General features: G+C 73.8%; 15 protein-coding genes and 1 pseudogene. 10 read left to right on the top strand and 6 right to left on the bottom strand.

Annotated features, from left to right (window positions below; translation table 11 throughout):
• Positions 1 to 76 precede the first annotated feature (76 nt).
• On the top strand, positions 77 to 340 hold the full coding sequence (locus ABZ490_RS30235; protein WP_358996749.1) for a GlsB/YeaQ/YmgE family stress response membrane protein: 264 nt from the start codon (positions 77 to 79) through the stop codon (positions 338 to 340).
• 95 nt (positions 341 to 435) lie between these two features.
• Here the strand turns inward: ABZ490_RS30235 and ABZ490_RS30240 are convergent, their stop codons facing one another.
• Positions 436 to 1,395 carry an NAD-dependent epimerase/dehydratase family protein gene (locus ABZ490_RS30240; protein ID WP_358996752.1) on the bottom strand — a complete coding sequence of 320 codons (960 nt, stop codon included), beginning with the start codon at positions 1,393 to 1,395 and terminating at the stop codon, positions 436 to 438.
• Between the two features lie 175 nt (positions 1,396 to 1,570).
• Between ABZ490_RS30240 and ABZ490_RS30245 the strand changes: the two genes are divergently transcribed.
• Entirely contained in the window at positions 1,571 to 2,278 is a 708-nt protein-coding gene (locus tag ABZ490_RS30245; RefSeq protein WP_358996755.1) for a TetR/AcrR family transcriptional regulator, read from the top strand.
• A 238-nt stretch (positions 2,279 to 2,516) separates the two neighbouring features.
• On the opposite strand, the gene ABZ490_RS30250 is transcribed toward ABZ490_RS30245, so the two are convergent.
• Complete coding sequence (locus tag ABZ490_RS30250; protein ID WP_358996758.1) at positions 2,517 to 3,293, bottom strand: GNAT family N-acetyltransferase; 777 nt, start codon at positions 3,291 to 3,293, stop codon at positions 2,517 to 2,519.
• A gap of 124 nt (positions 3,294 to 3,417) precedes the next feature.
• On the opposite strand from ABZ490_RS30250, the pseudogene ABZ490_RS30255 reads away from it, so the two are divergent.
• Positions 3,418 to 3,895 (top strand): annotated as a pseudogene (locus tag ABZ490_RS30255) (nucleoside deaminase).
• Between the two features lie 517 nt (positions 3,896 to 4,412).
• Here ABZ490_RS30255 and ABZ490_RS30260 read toward each other — a convergent pair.
• Positions 4,413 to 5,120 (bottom strand): chaplin family protein, encoded by a 708-nt coding sequence (locus ABZ490_RS30260; protein ID WP_358996761.1) that lies wholly within the window; start codon positions 5,118 to 5,120, stop codon positions 4,413 to 4,415.
• 275 nt (positions 5,121 to 5,395) lie between these two features.
• Here ABZ490_RS30260 and ABZ490_RS30265 point away from each other — a divergent pair, with 275 nt between their 5' ends.
• Both ABZ490_RS30265 and ABZ490_RS30270 read left to right on the top strand, forming a co-directional pair.
• Positions 5,396 to 7,009 carry an alpha/beta hydrolase gene (locus ABZ490_RS30265; RefSeq protein WP_358996764.1) on the top strand — a complete coding sequence of 538 codons (1,614 nt, stop codon included), beginning with the start codon at positions 5,396 to 5,398 and terminating at the stop codon, positions 7,007 to 7,009.
• Positions 7,010 to 8,473, top strand: a complete 1,464-nt coding sequence (locus ABZ490_RS30270; protein WP_358996767.1) for an FMN-binding glutamate synthase family protein — start codon at positions 7,010 to 7,012, stop codon at positions 8,471 to 8,473.
• Between the two features lie 29 nt (positions 8,474 to 8,502).
• On the opposite strand, the gene ABZ490_RS30275 is transcribed toward ABZ490_RS30270, so the two are convergent.
• The gene (locus tag ABZ490_RS30275; protein ID WP_358996770.1) at positions 8,503 to 9,273 is read right to left on the bottom strand and encodes an alpha/beta fold hydrolase; all 771 of its coding nucleotides are present in this window, start codon (positions 9,271 to 9,273) and stop codon (positions 8,503 to 8,505) included.
• Positions 9,274 to 9,471: 198 nt separating this feature from the next.
• On the opposite strand from ABZ490_RS30275, the gene ABZ490_RS30280 reads away from it, so the two are divergent.
• Together ABZ490_RS30280 and ABZ490_RS30285 are read left to right on the top strand one after the other, a co-directional pair.
• Positions 9,472 to 10,566: a chemotaxis protein gene (locus ABZ490_RS30280; protein ID WP_358996773.1), complete on the top strand. Its 1,095-nt coding sequence runs from the start codon at positions 9,472 to 9,474 to the stop codon at positions 10,564 to 10,566.
• A gap of 93 nt (positions 10,567 to 10,659) precedes the next feature.
• Positions 10,660 to 11,685 (top strand): Gfo/Idh/MocA family oxidoreductase, encoded by a 1,026-nt coding sequence (locus ABZ490_RS30285; RefSeq protein ID WP_358996776.1) that lies wholly within the window; start codon positions 10,660 to 10,662, stop codon positions 11,683 to 11,685.
• Between the two features lie 12 nt (positions 11,686 to 11,697).
• Here ABZ490_RS30285 and ABZ490_RS30290 read toward each other — a convergent pair whose 3' ends face one another.
• Positions 11,698 to 12,111 (bottom strand): SsgA family sporulation/cell division regulator, encoded by a 414-nt coding sequence (locus ABZ490_RS30290; protein ID WP_358996779.1) that lies wholly within the window; start codon positions 12,109 to 12,111, stop codon positions 11,698 to 11,700.
• Between the two features lie 349 nt (positions 12,112 to 12,460).
• Between ABZ490_RS30290 and ABZ490_RS30295 the strand changes: the two genes are divergently transcribed.
• The gene (locus ABZ490_RS30295; protein ID WP_358996781.1) at positions 12,461 to 13,840 is read left to right on the top strand and encodes a SpoIIE family protein phosphatase; all 1,380 of its coding nucleotides are present in this window, start codon (positions 12,461 to 12,463) and stop codon (positions 13,838 to 13,840) included.
• 31 nt (positions 13,841 to 13,871) lie between these two features.
• Here ABZ490_RS30295 and ABZ490_RS30300 read toward each other — a convergent pair whose 3' ends face one another.
• A complete protein-coding gene (locus tag ABZ490_RS30300; RefSeq protein ID WP_358996784.1) occupies positions 13,872 to 15,374 on the bottom strand; it encodes a hypothetical protein in 1,503 nt (500 codons plus the stop codon).
• 231 nt (positions 15,375 to 15,605) lie between these two features.
• On the opposite strand from ABZ490_RS30300, the gene ABZ490_RS30305 reads away from it, so the two are divergent.
• Entirely contained in the window at positions 15,606 to 16,745 is a 1,140-nt protein-coding gene (locus ABZ490_RS30305) for an aminoglycoside phosphotransferase family protein (protein WP_358996787.1), read from the top strand.
• Positions 16,746 to 16,883: 138 nt separating this feature from the next.
• Entirely contained in the window at positions 16,884 to 18,833 is a 1,950-nt protein-coding gene (locus tag ABZ490_RS30310) for a peptidoglycan recognition family protein (RefSeq protein ID WP_358996790.1), read from the top strand.

Raw genomic sequence — 18,833 nt, forward strand, 5'->3', positions numbered from 1 at the left:
GCGGGGCCGGAATCGACTGTCCCACCGTGGAGCGGGCACAAGCCAGTCGACGGGCTCTCACCAAGGAGGGGCAGAGATGGAGATCGACGGGATCATCAGTGCCATCTTCATCGGCATCATCATCGGCGTGCTCGGACGGCTGGTCGTCCCGGGCCGCCAGCGGATCGGCGTGCTGTGGACGATCGGGGTCGGCATCGTGGCCGCGCTGATCGGATCGGCCCTCGCCTCGGTGCTGGGCGTGGCCGACACCAAGGGGGTCGACTGGATCGAGTGGCTGATCCAGATCGGCCTCGCGGCGTTCGGGGTGACGGCGCTGGACCGGGCGCGGTCACGCCGGTGAGCGCGCCGGGGCCGGGGCGGGCACCGGTCCGCACCCGCGCGGGCGGACCACCGCCCGCCCCGGCCCCGGCTCTGCTCTGACCCACCGGCCACTCCTCACCGCCCGCCGAGCAGCCCCTGGTACCACGTCAGCGTCGCCGCCACCGTCTCCTCCAGCGGCGTCGGCGTGACCCCGAAGGCCTGCTCGAAGGCGGAGGAGTCCAGGATCTGGGGCTCGGTGTGCTGGTACCACATCTCGGCGTACTCGGCCATGAACTCCGCGTCGAAGGGGCCGTAGGGGCGGGGCTCCCCGACCACCAGGACGTTCAGCGGGCCGCCGAGGCGCTGCTCGATCAGCGCGTGGACCGCGCGGGTGCTGACGGCGGGCGCGGTCGGCAGGTGCCAGACCCGTCCGTCGCCCTCGGGGTGTTCGCCGAGGGTGGCCAGACCGGTCGCCACGTCCAGGATGCCCGTGTAGCTGTGCGGCAGGTCGATGTCGCCGATGCCGAGCACCTCGCCGCCGGTCAGCGCGGCCGGGAAGACCGCTCCGCCGAGGGTGGAGTTGAGCACGCCGGGGCCGACGAAGTCGGCGGAGCGGCCCAGCACCACCCGGGCCCGTCCCTCGCGGTGCGCGGCGAGGTACCGCTCGTCCAGCCGGGCGCGCATGCGCCCCTTGCGGGTCGTCGCCCGCCACGGGGTCTCCTCGGTCATGACCGCTCCCCCGGTCTCGCCGTACGGGTAGAGCGTGTCGAGGACGACGAGCCGTGCGCCGGAGTCCTCGACGGCGCCGAGGACGGCCTCCTGGATCCGGGGCATCGCCTCGACCTGGAGGTGATAGCCGACGTTGACGCAGTGGTACACGACCCCGGCGCCGGCCACGGCCGCCCGTGCGCCCTGCGGGGTACCCACGTCGGCGGCGTGCCGCTCGACACCCTCGATCGCGGGGCCCTCGCCCTTGCGGTCCACGAGGCGGACGGGGTGCCCCCGGCGGACCAGTTCCCGGGCGAGCGCGGTCCCGGCGGGGCCGGAGCCGAGGACGGCGTGCAGGGCGCGGTTCTCGCTGGTGACGGCAGACATGACGATCCTCTCGCTGGTGTCCCGGCCATCCGGTCGTGATGGCCAGTCGCAACAGTTAGAGACTGTAACTCTTGCGATTGGCGCTAGCAACAGTGGGAGGTCCGGGTCTTCGTTAGGGTGTGTCACCTGAGACGCGGATGCCGTGGTGGCGACCGCGGAGGAGAGAGGAGCGCCGGTGGCCGGCAGTGCGCAGAGCCCGAGGGCGCGGTACCGGGAGCAGACCCGGGCCGAGATCAAGGACATCGCGCTCCGGCAGCTGGCCGAAGGCGGCACGGGGGCCGTGGCACTGACCCGGATCGCGAAGGAGGTCGGGCTGTCGGGCCCGGCGCTCTACCGGTACTTCGACAGCCGGGACGCGCTGCTGACGGACCTGATCCGGGACGCGTACGCCGATCTGGCACAGGCCGTCTCGGCGGCGGCCGGGGCGCTGCCCACGGGAACCGCGCCCCGGATCAGGCTCCAGACGCTCGCGGTGGCCGCCCGGAGCTGGGCCGTGGCCGCACCGCACCGCTATCTGCTGATCCAGGGCACTCCGGTACCCGGCTACACGGCACCCGCGGACACGCTGGACAGCGCCCGTGCCGTGCTGTGGCCGTTCCTGCCCGCGTTCGCGGAGGCGGAGCCCTCGGCCTCGGTACGGCCGGTGGTGGCCCAGATGACGGCGTGGGCGGCGCGGGACGCGGCGGTCGCCGAGTGGGCCCGCACCCAGGTGCCGTCCGGTGCGGAGGGCGTCGCCCTGGCGGGCGCCGTGCTCACCTGGACGCACCTGCACGGCGCCACCGGTCTGGAGGTGTCCGGCCAGTTCGAGGGCATGGGACACGACGGGGCCACCCTGCTCACGTCCCAGCTCGACCTACTGGCGGACGGCTTCGGACTGGGCTGAGCCGCTGGGGGCACGGCGCCACCGGAGCTTCACGGCGCGCCCTGAGCGCCCCGGATGCGCGGGGCGACTGTTTCACGATGCGACCCCGGGCGACCGGGAGCTGTGGCGGGCTGGCACCGTCGTCGATCGGGTGCTGCGGCGGCCGATGAGGTGCTGCGGTGGGCCGGGCCCTTGGCCTCACCAGGCCCGGCGGCCGAAAGGGTGCTACGTCGTGAGCGGTCCGACGGCGCGACCCACGCTACGGCGTGTACAGATACGGCGTCGTGGTGGTCAGCGCGGCGAAGCCGAGGCGTTCGAGGATGGGGCGACTCTGGTCCAAGGCGTCGACCTGGAGATAGCGGTAGCCGCGCTCGGCGGCGATGCGGGCGCGGTGGGCGATCAGGGCGCGGTAGATGCCGCGGCCGCGCCACTCCGGAGTGGTGCCGCCGCCCCACAGACCCGCGAACCGGGTGCCCGGGACGAGTTCCACGCGCGCCGAGCTGACCGGTTCGTCACCGGCGAGGGCGACCAGGGCGACGATCGCGTCCGGGTCCGCGGCGAGCCGGGCGAGGACGAGGTCCCGCAGGAAGGAGCCGTCGTGGCCGAAGGCCTTCTCGTTGGCCGCGACCATCAGCTCGACGCCCGCCGCGTCGGTCACCCGTTCGATCCGCACGCCCTGCGGCGGCGGCGCGTCGAGGAGCTGCTCGCTCGTCTCGCCGATCATCAGCGTCTCCTCGGGTTCGGCGGTGAACCCGGCCTCCGTGAGCCGTCGCCCGAGGTCGGCGGGGCGGTCGTGGCCGTAGTGCTTCCACTCGAACTCCGCCCCACGCCCCGCGAAGAAGGCGACCTGCGCGGCGATCGCGGCGTCCGCGTCGACGCCGTCCAGATCCGACCAGAGGACGCCGTTCCAGCCGCCCTCGCCGCCGACGTGGCGGACCACGCCCCCGGTCCGTTCGACCCGGGCGTCGAAGCTCTCCGGGCGGGCGCCTTCGCGCATGTCCCGGTCGTACAGGGCGAGTACCGCGGCATGATCCATACGGCCCACTCCAGCATCCCTGCGCCGCGCCCCACAACAGAATTTTTCGCGCGCCGGAAGCCGCCGTACCGCCTAGGCTGTGCGGCGCCGAAGATCGTCGCGCCGGCGAGGAGGGCGGTACTCCGTGATCGAGAAGAGCGAGCTGCCGTATCTGCGCCGCTGTGTCGAGCTGGCCGCCGAGGCGCTCGAGGCCGGGGACGAGCCGTTCGGGTCGGTGCTGGTCGGCGGGGACGGGACGGCGCTCGCCGAGGACCACAACCGGGTGGCGGGCGGCGACCGCACCCGGCACCCCGAGTTCGAGCTGGCCCGCTGGTCGGCGGCCCGGCTGACCCCCGAGGAGCGGGCGGCCGCCACGGTCTACACCTCCGGGGAGCACTGTCCGATGTGCGCGGCCGCCCACGCCTGGGTCGGGCTCGGCCGGATCGTCTACGTCGCCTCGTCCGCCCAGCTCGTCGCCTGGCTGGCGGAGTGGGGGGGCGGCGGCAGCGCCGGTACGGCCCCTGCCGGTGCACGAGGTGGCCCCCGGCGTGACCGTGGAAGGCCCGGTCCCAGAACTGACCGACGAGGTGCGCGCACTGCACCGGCGGTTCCACGACGCCTGAGACCGGCGCCCGACACGGATCCGGCACTCGCAGGCCGACACGTCCAACCCGACGGTTCACCCTCACGACGTCCCGGCGCCCGGGACCGACGCCCGACACAGGCCCGGCACTCGGCCCGCCGACACATCCCACCCGGCAGTCCGCCCCCACAACGTCCCGGCACCCAAGACCGACGCCCGACACAGGCCCGGCACTCGACCCACCGACACATCCCACCCGGCAGTCCGCCCCCACAACGTCCCGGCGCCCGGGACCGACGCCCGACACAGGTCCGGCACTCGGCCCGCCGGGCCTCCCGCTCGGCGGTTCGGCCCCGCGACGTCCGTCCGGCCGGCGACCCGCCCGCCGACACCTCGCTTCGGGGAAACCGGCCCGACGGCGGACGTGGCGGAAGCTCCGTGGTGTGGTCGGGTACGGCGCTTCCCTCGGGGCCGCCCGATGCGCACCGCAGGTCCCCCGTTCGGCGGGGGCCTGCGGGTCGGCTCGGCACAGGCTCAGGAGGCTCGGCCCCGTGCGTTCAGCCCGCGGCGCCCGGGCGGAAGCGGCGGTAGAGGACCGCGCCGGCCAGGACCAGGGCCGCGCTGCCGGCCAGGGCGGGCACGGTCGCGTCGGCACCGGTGTGGGCGAGCGCGGACACGGTCCGCTCGGAGGCCGGGGTCTGGGGCGCCCGGGCGTGCGGGACGGTCCTGCCCGGGGCGGGACGCTGCGGCTCGGGCTCGGGGGCCGAGGGCTGGCGCGTGGGCGGCACCGGCGTGCTCGGACGGCCGGGCTGCGCCGGGTGCTCGGGCTTGTCGACCGGGCCGTTCACCGACTGGTTGCCGAACACCGGGTTCAGGACGCCGACGACGTCCACGCTGTTCCCGCTGGCGTTCAGGGGCAGGTCGACCGGTGTCTGGAGACCGTTGCCGGAGACGGCTCCGGGCGAACCGGCCGTCGTACTCGTCGCGCCCGCCCCGGAGGCCGGGGCGTGCTTCGGCGCGGCGCTCTTGTTCGCGCAGCTGTTGCCGAACGCGGGGTTCAGCAAGCCCACCAGGTTCACGGTGTTGCCGCAGAGGTTGACCGGGAGGTGCACCGGGAGCTGCACACCGTTGCCGGAGGCCACGCCGGGCGAGCCGGCCGCGGTACCGGCGGCGGAGGAGTCGGCGAACGCCGGCATCGTCACGGCGGCCATCGCGCCGGAGGCTGCTGCTACGGCGAGCACACCGTTTCGGGTAGCCCGTCTCATGGGTCCCTGCCTTCCATACATGCCATACAGGTCGCGGGCACTCGCCCGCACCAGGTAAAACGCGGGCGAACCGAACGAGTTATGCCCAATCCGTCATTCACCCCATCGGGCGCCCCGGGTCGAACGGCCTCACGCCCCGCGGCCCGGCCCCCGCGAGGCCGTCGGGCGGCCCGGCGGGGGCCGCCGCCCGTCCGGAGGCGCGCCTTCCGGAGGCCGCCTATCGTGATCCGGGACGCCGGTCCCCCGTCCGCTGCGGGGCGTCCCTGGAGGCATTGATGCTGGCCATGCTGTCGACGCGGCGCCGCCGCGCCCTCGCCACGGGCGCCGCGCTCACCCTGCTGGGGACGGGACTGCCGACGGCCGCGGCGGCGGCCGGGGACGACCGCTCCGGGCTCGACCGGTTCTACGACCAGAAGATCTCCTGGTCGGCCTGCGACCTGGACGGCGTTCCCGAGGACCTCCGGTGCGGCAAGGTGACGGTGCCGCTCGACTACGCGCACCCCGGGGCGGGCTCCCTCGATCTGGCGCTCGCCCGCTACCGGGCCACCGGCGACAAACGGGGCTCGGTGCTCCTGAACTTCGGCGGCCCCGGTGGCGCGGGCGTCCCCGGACTCGCCTACGGCGGCAAGGACTTCATGGAGCTGACCGACGGCTACGACGTGGTGTCCTTCGACCCCCGGGGCGTCGGCCGCTCCTCCCCCGTCAGCTGCGGGGACACCGAGGAGGCGGACGACGGGCTCAGCGCCCTGGAGGACGACACCGCGCTCGACGACCCCGGGGCGCTGCTGGCGCGGCTGGAGCGGACCGCCGCCGACTGCGCACGGCACTCCGGGCCCGTCCTGACCCATATCGGCACGGTCGACGCGGCGCAGGACATGGACGTCATACGCCGGGCGCTGGGCGACAAGAAGCTCAACTACCTGGGGTTCTCGTACGGCACCCGGCTGGGCGCCGTCTACGCGGCCCGGTTCCCGGGCACGGTCGGCCGGATGGTGCTCGACGGCGTCGACACCCTCACCGAGCCGCTCACCGAGCAGGGACTCGCGGGCGCCCGGGGCCAGCAGGTGGCGCTGGACGACTTCGTCGACTGGTGCGTGAAGGACATCGCCTGCCCGTTCGGCACCGACGCGCGGACCGCCCGCGAGGAGGTGCTCCGCACGGTGCGCTCGCTCGACGAGGATCCCGTGCCGACGGACTTCGGTGACGACTTCACCGGCCAGGACCTGGTGGCCGCCCTCGGCCAGGGCCTCTACAGCGAGGAACTGTGGCCCTCCCTGGAACGCGCGCTGGCCCGGCTCGTCGAGGACGGCGACACCTCCGGGGTGATGGCCTTCGCCACCGGCGGCGTCTCCTTGCCGGCCCGCGCCCCCCGCACCCCCGGCCGAGCCGCGGGCCCCGCCCCCTCCCCCAGCCCGCTCGTCGACGCCGAGGACGTGCCGCTGGACAACCTCCCGGCCGCGCTGATGGCGATCAACTGCGCCGACGACCCGGACCGCCCCACCGCCGAGCGGATCGCCGCCGATCTGCGCCGGCTGCGCGCCGACTACGACAAGGCGTCACCGGTGTTCGGCCGGTACCGCCTGTCCGAGGTCCTGCTCTGTTACGGCCGGCCCCGGGGCACCGACTTCATTCGCGAGAAGGTGAAGGACCTCGACACGGCGAAGATGCTCCTCGTCGGCACCCGCGGGGACCCGGCGACGCCGTACCGCTGGACCGTGGAGACGGCCGAGCGGCTCGGCGACTCGGCCGTGGTGCTCGACAACCGGGGCGAGGGCCACACCGGCTACGGCTCGTCCAAGTGCGTGCACCGCAAGGTCGACGACTTCCTGCTGTACGGTTCCCTGCCCCGCACCGGCAGTTCCTGCCTGTCCGACGAGGACGGCGGCTGAGTGCGCCGGTTCACGCCGTGGCTGCTCGTCGTCCTGTGCGCGGCCGGGGCGCTCACCGCGTCGTGGGCGCTGTCCGCCCGGTGGTGGTGGGCGGCCGGCCCCCTGCTCGCCCTGGCCCTGCTCGGCGCCCGGGACCTGCTCCAGCGCCGCCGCGCGCTGCTGCGCAACCACCCGCTGGTCGGCCGTCTGGGATACCCGGTGCGGGAACCGGCGCCCCCGGCTCCCGCACCGCGCGGCGGGGCGGAGTTCTTCGCGCCCTCGGCGGGCCCGGTCCCGCCGCCCGAGGAGGAACCGAGGGTGCGCGTGGGCGGGCCCGACTGCGTGCTGCCGTACGACATGGCCCTGCTGAACGTGTCGGCGCTGAGCTTCGGGGCGCTGTCCGCCCGTGCGGTCCTCGCCCTGGGCCGGGGCGCGGCGCTGGGCCGTTTCGCCCAGGACACCGGGGAGGGCGGGCTCTCCGACCACCATCTGCGAGGCGGCGCCGACCTCGTCTGGGAGATCGGCTCGGGCTACTTCGGCTGCCGTACGCCCGACGGGGGCTTCGAGGAGCGGGAGTTCGCCGACCGGGCGGCGCTGCCCGAGGTGAAGTGCGTGTCGCTGAAGCTGTCGCAGGGGGCCGCCCCGGGCGGCGGCGGGGTGCTGCCGGGGGCCAAGGTGAGCGCGGAGGTGGCGCGGGAGCGGCGTGTGGTCCAGGGGATGACGGTGGTCTCGCCGCCGGGTCACCGGGTGTTCTCGACGCCGCGTGAACTGGTGCTGTTCCTGGCCCGGATGCGCGAGCTGGCGGGCGGCAAGCCGACCGGGTTCAAGCTGTGCGTGCGGTCGCGGCGGCAGGTCCTCGCGGTGTGCAAGGCGATGCTCGAGGAAGGCGTCGCGCCGGACTTCGTCGTGGTGGACGGCGCCGAGGGCGGGACGGGCGCCGGACCGCCGGGCCTCGCCGAACGGCCGGGGATGCCGCTCACCGAGGGGCTGATCACCGTGCACAACGCGCTCGTCGGCGCCGGTCTCCGGGACCGGATCCGGATCGGCGCGAGCGGCGGGATCGTCACCGGCGCGGACATCGTCCGGCGGCTCGCCCAGGGCGCCGACTACACCAACGCGGCCCGCGCGATGATGACCGCCGTCGGCTGTGTCGGCGCCGGCCGCTGCCCCACCGGCGCCTGTCCGGTCGGCGTCGCCACCCAGGACCCGTGGCGGGTGTGGGCCCTGCACGTCGGCGACAAGGCCCGTCGGGTACGGCACTACCAGCGGGCGACGGTCCGCAGCGCCGTCCGGATCATGGCGGCGCTGGGCGTGTCCGAGCCGGGCGGGCTCACCCCCGCGCATCTGCTGCGCCGTACGGACGCGCGGACGGTCCGTTCCTACGCCGAGCTGTACGAGTGGCTGGAGCCGGGCGCCCTCACCGCCGGACCGCCCGCCGGCTGGGCGGCGGACTGGGCGGCGGCGGACCCGGACACCTTCGGCTGACGTCCGCCGGAACGCGCCGAGGCCCCGGCTCAGCCCACGAACGCGTCGATCGCCGCCGTCAGCTCGGCCGGCTTCTCCACGGGGAGTTCATGGCCGGCGTCCAGGATGCGGACGGTGGCGTCCGGGTAGGCCTTCGCCATCCGGAGCATCTGCCCCACCGGCAGCTGGATGTCGTAGTACCCGTGGATCATGAGGGTGGGGGCCTTGATCTCCCCGACCCGGTCCAGGACGTCGAAGGCCCGCATGGCGCCGTACAGCGTCATGACCACCTCGCGCGGGGTGCCGGCGGAGGAGTCGACGTACCGGCGGATCTCCTCCCGGGGGAAGCCGGGGGCGAAGGCGCGCTGGATGTTGGTGGCGACGAACAGCTTGAAGGGGACCAGGGTGGAGGCGGCCATCAGCAGGCCCCGTCCCCGGTTGTACGTCATGCGGGCGATGGAGTTCACCAGGACCATGCGCTCCACCCGCCCCGGGTGGGACAGGGCGACGGTCTGCGCGATCATCCCGCCCATCGAGTGGCCGACCAGGACGCAGCGCTCGATGCCGAGGTGGTCGAGGAGGGCGACGAGGTCCTTCGCCAGCTCGGCCACCGTCCGCACCCCGGCGCCGCCGCTCTCGCCGTGTCCGCGCAGGTCGAGGCGGACCACGCGGCGCGTCCCGGCGAAGTGGGCGACCTGGTGGTCCCAGCGGCGCCGGTTCGCCGTCCAGCCGTGCACGAAGACCAGCGGTGTCCCGCCGCCGTCGCGCGGTCCCTCGTCGTCGTACGTCAGCGGTGCGCCGTCGACTTCGAGCTGCGGCATGGGTGCCTCCTGCGGTACGTCCCGGTTACTGACGCGTACGGTAACCGTCGGCCGGGGCTGTCGTCACCGTCGTACGCCGAGGAAATCCGGGACTTTGCCGGAGACCCCGCGCGGCCGGGCCCAACGGGACGTCCCGCCGACCGCTTTGCGCGTGTTACCCCGAATGCCCCATAGGTGAATCGGTCCTATGGTGCTCATATGGAGCACGCACTCAGCCCCGCGACCCTCTCCGAACTGCGCCGCCCGCGCCCCTATCCCGCGGTCTCCGTGCTGACCCCCACGCACCGCCGGGAGCCGGACAACGCCCAGGACCGGGTCCGGCTGCGCAATGTCGTGGCCGACGCGAAGAAACAGCTGGAGTCCGACCCTGGGGTCACCCGTGAGCGGCGCGCCGACGTCGCCGACCAGCTCGACCGCGCGCTGGCCGAGGTCGACCTGACGTACACCGAGGACGGGCTGGTGATCTTCGCCGCGCCCGGGGAGCACCAGGTGTGGTCGCTGGGCCGTCCGGTGCCGGAGCGGGTCGTGCTCTCGGACACCTTCCTGACCCGCAACCTGGTCTCCGCGCAGGCCGCCGAGCGGCCGTACTGGGTGCTGTCGGTCTCCGCCGACCGGGTCACCCTGTGGAACGGCGGGCCGGAGCGGGTCACGGAGGAGCACCTCGGCGGCTTCCCGATGGTCCGCCGGCAGGAGAACTTCGACGCCGAACGCCGGGAGCAGATCGGCGACACCCCGAGCACCTTCCGCGACGAGGACACCCGGCACTTCCTGCGCGAGGCCGACACCGCGATGAGCCGGCTGCTGCGGCTGGCCGCCCGGCCGCTGTACATCACCGGTGAACAGGCGGCCCTCTCCGCCCTCGACGAGATCGGCACGGTCACCCGCGCCGCGGTGCACGTCCCGCACGGCGGGCTGTCGCACGGCACCCCCGACTCGGTGTGGCAGGCGGTGCGGCCGATGGTCGCCGCCGAGGCCCGCCGCAGCGTGGACACGGTCAGCCGCGCGCTGGAATCGGCCCTCGGCCGCAAGGAGTTCGCGGCCGGTGTGGACGAGGTGTGGCAGAGCGCCCGCGAGGGCCGGGTCCGGCTGCTCGCCGTCGAGGAGAACTACCGGGTGACCGTGCGCGACGACGGCGACCATCTGATCCCGGCCCTGAGCGGCGACCTCGACGCCCGCGAAGACATCGTGGACGAGATCGTCGAACAGTGCCTGGAGACCGGCGCCGACGTGCGCTTCGTCCCGGACGGCACGCTCGGGAGCGAGGCGGGGATCGCGGGAGTCCTGCGGTACTGACCACGCTGCCCCCGGTCCGGCACCGCCCCCGCCGTGCCGCCACCCGCCCCGCGTACGCTACGAGTTGATCGTCGCCGGGGAGAGGGAGCGCACGTGGGTGACCTGCTGGGTGTGGCGGTGCTGGGGGCCGGGCACATGGGGGCGGACCACATACGGCGTCTCGACCGCGTGGTGGGCGGGGCCAGGGTCGCCGCCGTGGCCGACCCCGACCCGGCGCGGGCGAAGGAAGCGGTCGCCGGGATCGACGGGGTCTCCGTGCACACGGAGACGGAGGCCGCGCTGGACGCCCCCGGGGTGGAGGCGGTGCTGATCGCCTCGCCCGGTCCCGCGCACGAGGAGGCCCTGCTCGCGGCGCTCGGCCGGGGGCTTCCGGTGCTGTGCGAGAAGCCGATGGTGCCGGACTCGGCGGGGGCCCTGCGCATCGTCGAGGCGGAGGCCCGGCTCGACCGGCGGCTCACCCAGGTCGGGTTCATGCGCCGCCACGACGCCGAGTACCGGCGGCTCAAGGCGCTCCTGGACGACGGGCGGCTCGGGCGGCCCCTGATGCTGCACTGTGTGCACCGCAACGTGTCCTCGCCGCCGGACTTCACCAGCGCGATGCTGATCGACAGTTCGGTGTCGCACGAGATCGACGCGGCCCGCTGGCTGCTCGGCCAGGAGCTGACGGCGGTCTCCGTGCTGCGGCCTCGCCCCTCCTCCGGCGCCCCGCAGGGGCTGCTCGACCCGCAGTTCGTGGTGTTCGAGACCGACGGCGGTGCTCTCGTGGACGTGGAGGTCTTCGTCAACTGCGGCTTCGGCTACCAGGTGCGCTGCGAGGCCGTGTGCGAGGCGGGCAGCGCGCGCATCGGCGACGACCACGGGATGCTGGTGACCGCGCGCGGTGACGCGGCGACCGAGGTGCCGCAGGACTATCTGGTCCGCTTCGCGGCGGCCTACGACCGTGAGGTGCAGAGCTGGGTCGACGCCACCCGGCGGGGGCGGGTCACCGGCCCGACGGCCTGGGACGGCTACGCGGCCTCCGCGGTCGCGGAGGCCGGGGTCCGGGCACTGGAGAGCGGCGGGCGCGTGGAGATCGCCCTCGCCGGGCGTCCCGCGCTGTACGCCGGGCACGACGACTGAGACCGCCCGGCCTCAGACATTGCCGAGCAGGGCCTGCAGCCCCTCGTCGACGGCGGCCCCGACATCCTCCCGTCCCGCCGGGACCACGGCGTAGCTGCGCAGCAGGAAGCGGCGCAGGGCGAAGGTGTCGAACTGGAGCAGGGCCATGCCGAACGGCGAGTGCAGCTCCACCACCGTCCGGGCCGGGCCGCAGGGCCAGATGTGCACGTCACCGGTGCCGGCGGGACCGCGCAGGCCCTCCTCCAGCAGGGTGCGGCCGAAGGTCCAGGTCGCGGCCTCCTCGGCCAGGGAGATCTCCGCGGGGAAGTCGAGGTGCACGGCGAACGGGTCGGCGGCGGCGTAGCGGAGCGACGCGGCGACGGGCAGTTCCTGGTCCTCGGCGGTGATCAGACGCGCGCGGACGGGCTGTTCGAGGGTGATGTCCATGCTTGTAGGACCCCGGAGGCACCGCTCGCATTACGCGAAAGCGGGTGCTACTTGATGTGATCTGCGTCACGACGTCGATGACCTGAACATACGGCCGTCGAACAGGCGACCGGCGGTCTTCCCGTAGCCCCCTGCGGTCCCTCAAGTCACGTACGTCACCTACGACTTGACCCCCCTCCGGGCATATGACCAGCACCACCGTGAGCCCGCCTCGGGGACAGGGGCATATGCCAGAGACACCACTGAATCGTGTGTTGCCAAATCCCTTACACGCCGTCGCGGGCTGTGCAACAGTCGTAACGGCCCTTCCGTCCCCGTTCGTCGTACCGTCCCCGCATCGGAGTGCGTCATGCCGTCCCATCTGTCTGCGGACCATCCCGCCGGCCGGCCGCCGGGACGCGGCTCGGTCGACGCGCTGATCTCGCAGACGCGACGGCTCAAGGTCGACGTCGACGCCGTACGCCGGGACGCCCGGGACATCGACACCGGTGACCCGCAGGGCCGCTGGCAGCGCGCGCTGTACGACCTGGCGCTGCATCAGCTCGAGGACCTCGACGCCCATCTGGCCCAGCTCCGGGATGGCCCGCCGCCGGCCCCCGCCGCCCCCCGGGACTCCCTGCTCAGCCGGGTCGGCAGCGCGGAGTGGAATCTGCTGGCGGACGACGCCCACTGGTCCGCCGAGCTCTACGGCATCCTCGGCCGCGACCCGGCCACCCCCGCGCTCACCCTCGACGAACTGCCCTCCCTCGTCCTCGACGAGGACCGGCCCAAGCTCACCGTGATGGTCACGGACTGTCTGGTGGACGCCCGCCCCATCGACGGCGAGTTCCGCGTCGTCCGGCCGGACGGCGGGGTGCGGACCGTGCACATGATGGGTGAGCCCGTGCTCGACGGCGACGGCGGCACCGCCTCGATGTGGGCCGTGCTCCGCGACGTCAGCGAACTGCGCCGCAGCCAGGGCGAGGTACGCAGGACCCGTGACTCGCTGCAACGCCACCGGCAGCGCGCCCAGAGCGAGCGCCGGCTCGCGGTCGAGCTGCACGAGGCCGTGCTCCCGCCCGGACACGGTGCCCTGCCCCTGCCGCACCGGGGCACCGGCACCCTCGACCTCGCCGCCGCCCGGCTGCCCGCCGCGACGGGCTCGCCCCTCGGCGGCGACTGGTACGACGCCCTCGAACTCCCCGACGGCCAGACGCTGCTCAGCGTCGGCGACCTCACCGGCCACGGCCCGGCCGTCACCGCGGACACGGCGATGCTCCTCGGCGCCCTGCGCGGCATGGGCATGGCCGGCACCGCACCCGCCCAACTGATGGGCTGGCTCAACCGGTTACTGGACACCACCGCGCAACCCGTCCTGGCCGGCGCCCTGTGCTGCCGCTACCGGCCCGACACCCGCGCCCTCACCTGGGCGCAGGCCGGACACCCCACCCCGCTGCTGTTCCGCGGCGGGACGGGGTGCCGGCTCGACACACCCGACGGTGTCCTCCTGGGCGCCACCACGGGCGCCGTCTACGGGCAGGCCGAAGCGACCCTCGAAACGGGCGACCTGCTCCTGCTGCACACCACCGGACTCGTGCCCGGCGACAGGACGCACCGACTGCTCGGTCTCGCCCCCCGCTTCCACGAGGCGCGCACCGCACAGGACTGCCTGCGGACGGTCCTGGAGGAGTTCGGCGAGAGCGGGCGCGACGACGACGCCTGTGTGCTCGTCGCCCGGGTCACCCGGTGATCAACTGCTCATCAACGTACCGCCGACGCACTCACGCCTGAGCGGTGTTGCCGCCCCGTCCTCCCCTCGGCCTCGGCAGCGCCTGCCTGATCTGCTCACGCAGCTCGCTGATGCTCGGATAGCCGGCGTACTCCGCGGTGAGCCGGTACATCTCGCGCAGCCGGTCCCAGGTGCGACGGGAGGAGTTCGAGCCCATCGACATCAGGGCCAGCCGGGCGTAGCGGTCCGCCTGTTCCGGATCGTCGGCGATGAAACAGGCCGAGGCCATGGACAGATGGTCGAAGATCTTCGACCGTTCCCGTCCGTCGACCCGGAGCGCCAGGGCCTTCTCCGCGTAGTACTGGGCGTGGACGGCCGCCTGCGGCTCGAACTCGGCCAGGGTGCGGTAGGCCAGGGCCTGCATGCCGTACAGATCCTCGTCCTTGAAGGTCTGCATCCAGGACGGCGGTTCCACATCGGCCCGGTCGGAGACGAAGAGGTCCTCCGCCTGGCCCAGGGTGCGGCGCATGGCCTGGCCCTTGCCCATCGACGCCTGCGCCCAGGCCTCGATGGTGTGGAACATCGCCCGGGTCCGGGGCAGCACCTGGCTGCCGGAGCCGGACTGGGCCAGCTTCATCAGGTCCAGGGCCTCGTCGGGCCGGCCGAGATGGACCATCTGACGGGCCGCGCGGGAGAGCGCCTCCCCCGCCCGCGGCCGGTCGCCGCCCTCCCGTGCGGCATGGGCGGCGATGACGAAGTACTTCTGGGCGGTGGGTTCGAGGCCGACGTCGTGCGACATCCAGCCGGCGAGGACGGCGAGGTTGGCGGCGACGCCCCACAGGCGCCGCTGCAGATGGGCAGGATGGTGGTAGGCGAGCATGCCGCCCACTTCATTGAGCTGTCCCACGACGGCCTTGCGTTGCAGCCCGCCCCCGCGGGCCGCGTCCCAGGCTCGGAACACCTCGACCGACCGCTCCAGTTCCTCGATCTCCTCCGTCCCGATGGGGGCGGCCTCATAGCGGTCGAACCCAGCGGGGTCGGCATGCGGGAGGAGGGGGTTGTCGAGGACGGGAGCGTCGGCGGAGAGGGTGGGGTCGGTGTGCAGCCATTCGTACATGGCGCTGCTGAGTGCTGATCCCGCGGCGAGCGCGGCACCCGCGCCCACCAAGCCGCGTCGGTTGAGCATGAGGTCCATTCCCGTGAATTCGGTGAGGACCGCGGCAGTCCGTTCGGGCGCCCACGGCAAGCCGTCGGGATGTTCTGCGCTCCCGCCGCCCGGCCGTTTCCCCGTACGCCCGTGCCGTACCAGACCGAGGTCCTCGATGGTCACGACACGGCCGAGACGCTCGGTGAACAGAGCCGCCAGCACCCGCGGCACCGGATCGCGCGGGATCTCTCCCGTGTCGATCCACCGCCGCACCCGGGAGGTGTCGGTCGACAGCTGGGGGTGGCCCATGGCCGCCGCCTGCCGGTTGACCAGCCTCGCGAGTTCACCCTTGGACCAGCCGGCCAGGCCGAACAGGTCCGCCAGGCGGGTGTTGGGTTGTCCGCTCACGTAAGCCCCCAGGTTCTCGGCTGAGTTGACAGTAGCCCGGTGAAAGTTGCCGAGCGACTATTCGCCAGGGTTCGCCAGGGTCCGCCAGATGGTGTGCCACTGGGCGACGGGTGTCAGGTAGGAACGCGCCACCCCGACCCGGTCGCCGAGGGACATTCCCCAGGGTGCACCCGGGTGATCGGTCGGGGCAGCGCTTTGACTCGCAGGCACACGAAGGGATCTGTTCCGCCCATGTACGCAGCATCGTCCTCCGTGTCCGCCCCGCCCCGGTCGCTGCACCCCCGCCCGGGCGGCGGCGGCCCCTATCTCGCCCCCGCGCGGACGGCGGCCCCCGTGCTCGGCGCGGCCGGCGTCCGCCGTCCCGCGGGGCTCGGCACCCAGCCGCTCAGCGGCAGGCTCGACCTGTCCGGCCCGCAGGGCGCCCAGCTGCGCACCGCGCTCGCCTCGGTGCACCGGATCTGCCCGGAGTTCGCCCCGGTGCAGGTGCTGCGCCGCAGCGGACGCACGGTGCTGCTGGTCGGCACGACCGGGCGCAGTACGGCCGTCGCGAAGTGCTTACTGGACCACTCGCCCGTCTGGGCCGAGCGGATCCGGCACGAAATAGCGTCGTACCGCACGTTCGTCCGGCAGCGCCCCCCGGTGCGGGTGCCGAGACTGATCGCGGCGGACCCGGACAACTGCACCCTGGTGATCGAGCGGATGCCGGGGCGGGTGGCGGCCCTCCAGCGGCACCCGGCCGAGGCTCCGCCGCGGGCTGACATCAGGGCGGCCCTCGGCGCGATCTGCCGGCTGAACGCCTGGCGGCCGCCGGCGGGCACCTTCGACGCCCCGCTGGACTACGCGGCCCGGATCTCCCGCTACCACGAGCTGGGGCTGCTCACCGACCGGGACCTGGGCGACCTGCAGAAGCTGCTGCACGGCATCGCGGCCTCCGCGGGCCGGCAGGGCATGGGCCAGTTCTGCCACGGCGACGCCCTCCTGTCGAACATCCTCGTCTCACCGGCCGGTCCAGTGCTGGTGGACTGGGAGCACGCGGGCTGGTACCTGCCGGGCTACGACCTGGCGACGCTGTGGTCGGTCCTCGGTGACGCGCCGGTGGCGCGCCGTCAGATCAGCCAGATCGCCCAGTCGGCGGGTCCGGCCTCCCGGGACGCCTTCCTGGTGAACCTGATGCTGGTGTTGACCCGGGAGATCCGCACCTACGAGACGGCCGTGCAGCGTTCGATGCACGACACGGCCCCGGCGGCCCCGGGTGCGCCCCACCCGGGCGCCGCGCCGTCCGGCGAGGAACAGCGGCTGCTGCTGCGGCGGCTGCACGACGACTGCCAGCTGGCCCGCCGGGCCGTGCGCGCGGCGGTCGGCACTCGCTGAGGGGACGGAGGGCCGCGGTGCGCCGGAACGGCGGTGCACCGCGGCCCTCCGTGCGTCGTCATCCGTGCGTCGCTACCACGGCAAATGTCCTTTATGTGGTCATGATTGACGGGTCATCGGCAGACCGAGGAGGCCGCCTTGCCAGGACCCGTCACCCACCCCCGACCACCCGCCCACGCCCGAAGAGCCGCCGGGGCCCTCGCCTCGGCGGCTCTGCTGCTGCCACTGCTCGGCGCGGCGCCGTCGGCCGCCGAGACCGGGGCGTCCGGTCTCCAGCAGGCCTTCGCCACGGCGGCCGCCCGCTACCACGTGCCGCAGAGCGTGCTGCTGGGCGTCTCCTACCTCCAGTCCCGCTGGGACTCCCACGCCGGTGCACCCAGCGTGACCGGCGGCTACGGCCCGATGCACCTCACGGACGCCCGGACCGCCCTGGCCGGCACCCCGCACCACAGCGAGGCCACGGAGGACGCCCGGGGCGACGACGCCCGCCCTGCCCGGCATCCGCAGGTGCGGCTCCCCGAGGGCGACGAGATCCCGGCCCGGCTGCGCACCCTCCCCCGGGCCGCGCGGCTGACCGGGCTGAGCGCGGCGAAGCTGCGCAAGGACCCGGCCGCCAACGTGGCGGGCGGCGCCGCGCTGCTCGCCGACGCCCAGGAGTACCTGGGCGAGCCGCTGAGCGAGGACCCCTCGGACTGGTACGGCGCGGTGGCCCGGTTCTCGGGCGCGGACGACAGCGAGACCGCCGCCGCGTACGCCAACGACGTGTACGAGGTGATGCGCACCGGCGAGCGGCGGGTCACCGACAGCGGCGAACTCGTCGCGCTGACCGCGCAGCCGACCCTGGACCCCCGGATCACCCAGATCGACCGGGCCGGTCTGCGCCAGGGCTCGGCCGAGGGCACCGAGTGTCCGCCGGGGGTGTCCTGCGAGCGGATCCCGGCGCCGTACGAGGCGTTCGGCGCCGGCGACTACGGCAACCACGACGAGGCGGACCGGCCCGCGTCCTCGCCCATCCGGTACATCGTCATCCATGACACGGAGGGCGGCTGGGAAGGGGTCATCAACCTGGTCCAGGACCCCACCTATGTGTCCTGGCACTACTCGCTGCGCTCCACCGACGGGCACATCGCCCAGCACGTCCGGACGAAGGACGTGGCCTGGCACGCGGGCAACTGGTACGTCAACGCGAACTCGATCGGGCTGGAGCACGAGGGCTTCCTCGCCCAGCCGGACTCCTGGTACACGGAGGCGATGTACCGGTCGTCGGCGCGGCTGGTGGCGTTCCTGGCGGCGCGGTACGGCGTTCCGCTGGACCGGCAGCACATCCTCGGCCATGACACCGTGCCCGGCCCGACCGCGGCGAACGTGGGCGGCATGCACACCGACCCGGGCCCGTACTGGGACTGGCGGCACTACTTCGAGCTGCTGGGCAAGCCGCTGGAGGCGACGGCGCCCGCGGGCAGCGCGGTGGTGACGATCCGGCCGGACTACGCCACCAACCGGCCCGCGTACCTGGACTGCGGCGGCAAGGGCAAGGCGTGCGCGGCGCACGGCTCCAGCGCGGTGCGGCTGTACTCCGACCACGACGAGAAGGCGGCGCTGGTCACCGACCCCGGCCTGGGCACGCCGACCACCGGGGTGAACGACCTGTCCTCACGGGTCTCCACCGGTCAGCAGTTCGCGGTCGCGGGCACCTGGGGCGACTGGACGGCCATCTGGTACCTGGGCCGCAAGGCCTGGTTCAGGAACCCGCGGTCCAAGCCGGCGGCGGTGCCCTCCCACGGGGTGCTGATCACTCCGAGGGCGGGCCTGGACAGCGTTCCGGTGTACGGGCGCGCCTACCCGGAGGCCTCGGCCTATCCGGCGGGGATCCCGGTGCAGCCGGTCTCCGCGCTGCCGTACACCCTGCCGAAGGGCCAACGGTACGTGGCCGGGGACCGGGTGCCGGGCGAGTACCTCTACGCGGGCTCCTTCGACCCCAGCACGCATCGGGTGGTCGAGGGCAAGGACAAGTACTACGAGATCCAGTACGGCCACCGGGTGGCGTTCGTCCGCGCGGCGGACGTGACGATCGTCCCGGCGTCCTGA

It is taken from the genome of Streptomyces sp. NPDC005811, assembly GCF_040630405.1.
In the GTDB taxonomy this organism is placed as follows: Bacteria; Actinomycetota; Actinomycetes; order Streptomycetales; family Streptomycetaceae; genus Streptomyces.

What these genes read in the sequence shown, in the direction of transcription:
- ABZ490_RS30235 (WP_358996749.1), top strand. Translation starts at nt 77, where the DNA reads ATGGAGATCGACGGGATCATCAGTGCCATCTTCATCGGCATCATCATC.
- ABZ490_RS30240 (WP_358996752.1), bottom strand. Translation starts at nt 1,395, where the DNA reads ATGTCTGCCGTCACCAGCGAGAACCGCGCCCTGCACGCCGTCCTCGGC.
- ABZ490_RS30250 (WP_358996758.1), bottom strand. Translation starts at nt 3,293, where the DNA reads ATGGATCATGCCGCGGTACTCGCCCTGTACGACCGGGACATGCGCGAA.
- ABZ490_RS30260 (WP_358996761.1), bottom strand. Translation starts at nt 5,120, where the DNA reads ATGAGACGGGCTACCCGAAACGGTGTGCTCGCCGTAGCAGCAGCCTCC.
- ABZ490_RS30265 (WP_358996764.1), top strand. Translation starts at nt 5,396, where the DNA reads ATGCTGGCCATGCTGTCGACGCGGCGCCGCCGCGCCCTCGCCACGGGC.
- ABZ490_RS30275 (WP_358996770.1), bottom strand. Translation starts at nt 9,273, where the DNA reads ATGCCGCAGCTCGAAGTCGACGGCGCACCGCTGACGTACGACGACGAG.
- ABZ490_RS30280 (WP_358996773.1), top strand. Translation starts at nt 9,472, where the DNA reads ATGGAGCACGCACTCAGCCCCGCGACCCTCTCCGAACTGCGCCGCCCG.
- ABZ490_RS30290 (WP_358996779.1), bottom strand. Translation starts at nt 12,111, where the DNA reads ATGGACATCACCCTCGAACAGCCCGTCCGCGCGCGTCTGATCACCGCC.
- ABZ490_RS30295 (WP_358996781.1), top strand. Translation starts at nt 12,461, where the DNA reads ATGCCGTCCCATCTGTCTGCGGACCATCCCGCCGGCCGGCCGCCGGGA.
- ABZ490_RS30305 (WP_358996787.1), top strand. Translation starts at nt 15,606, where the DNA reads ATGTACGCAGCATCGTCCTCCGTGTCCGCCCCGCCCCGGTCGCTGCAC.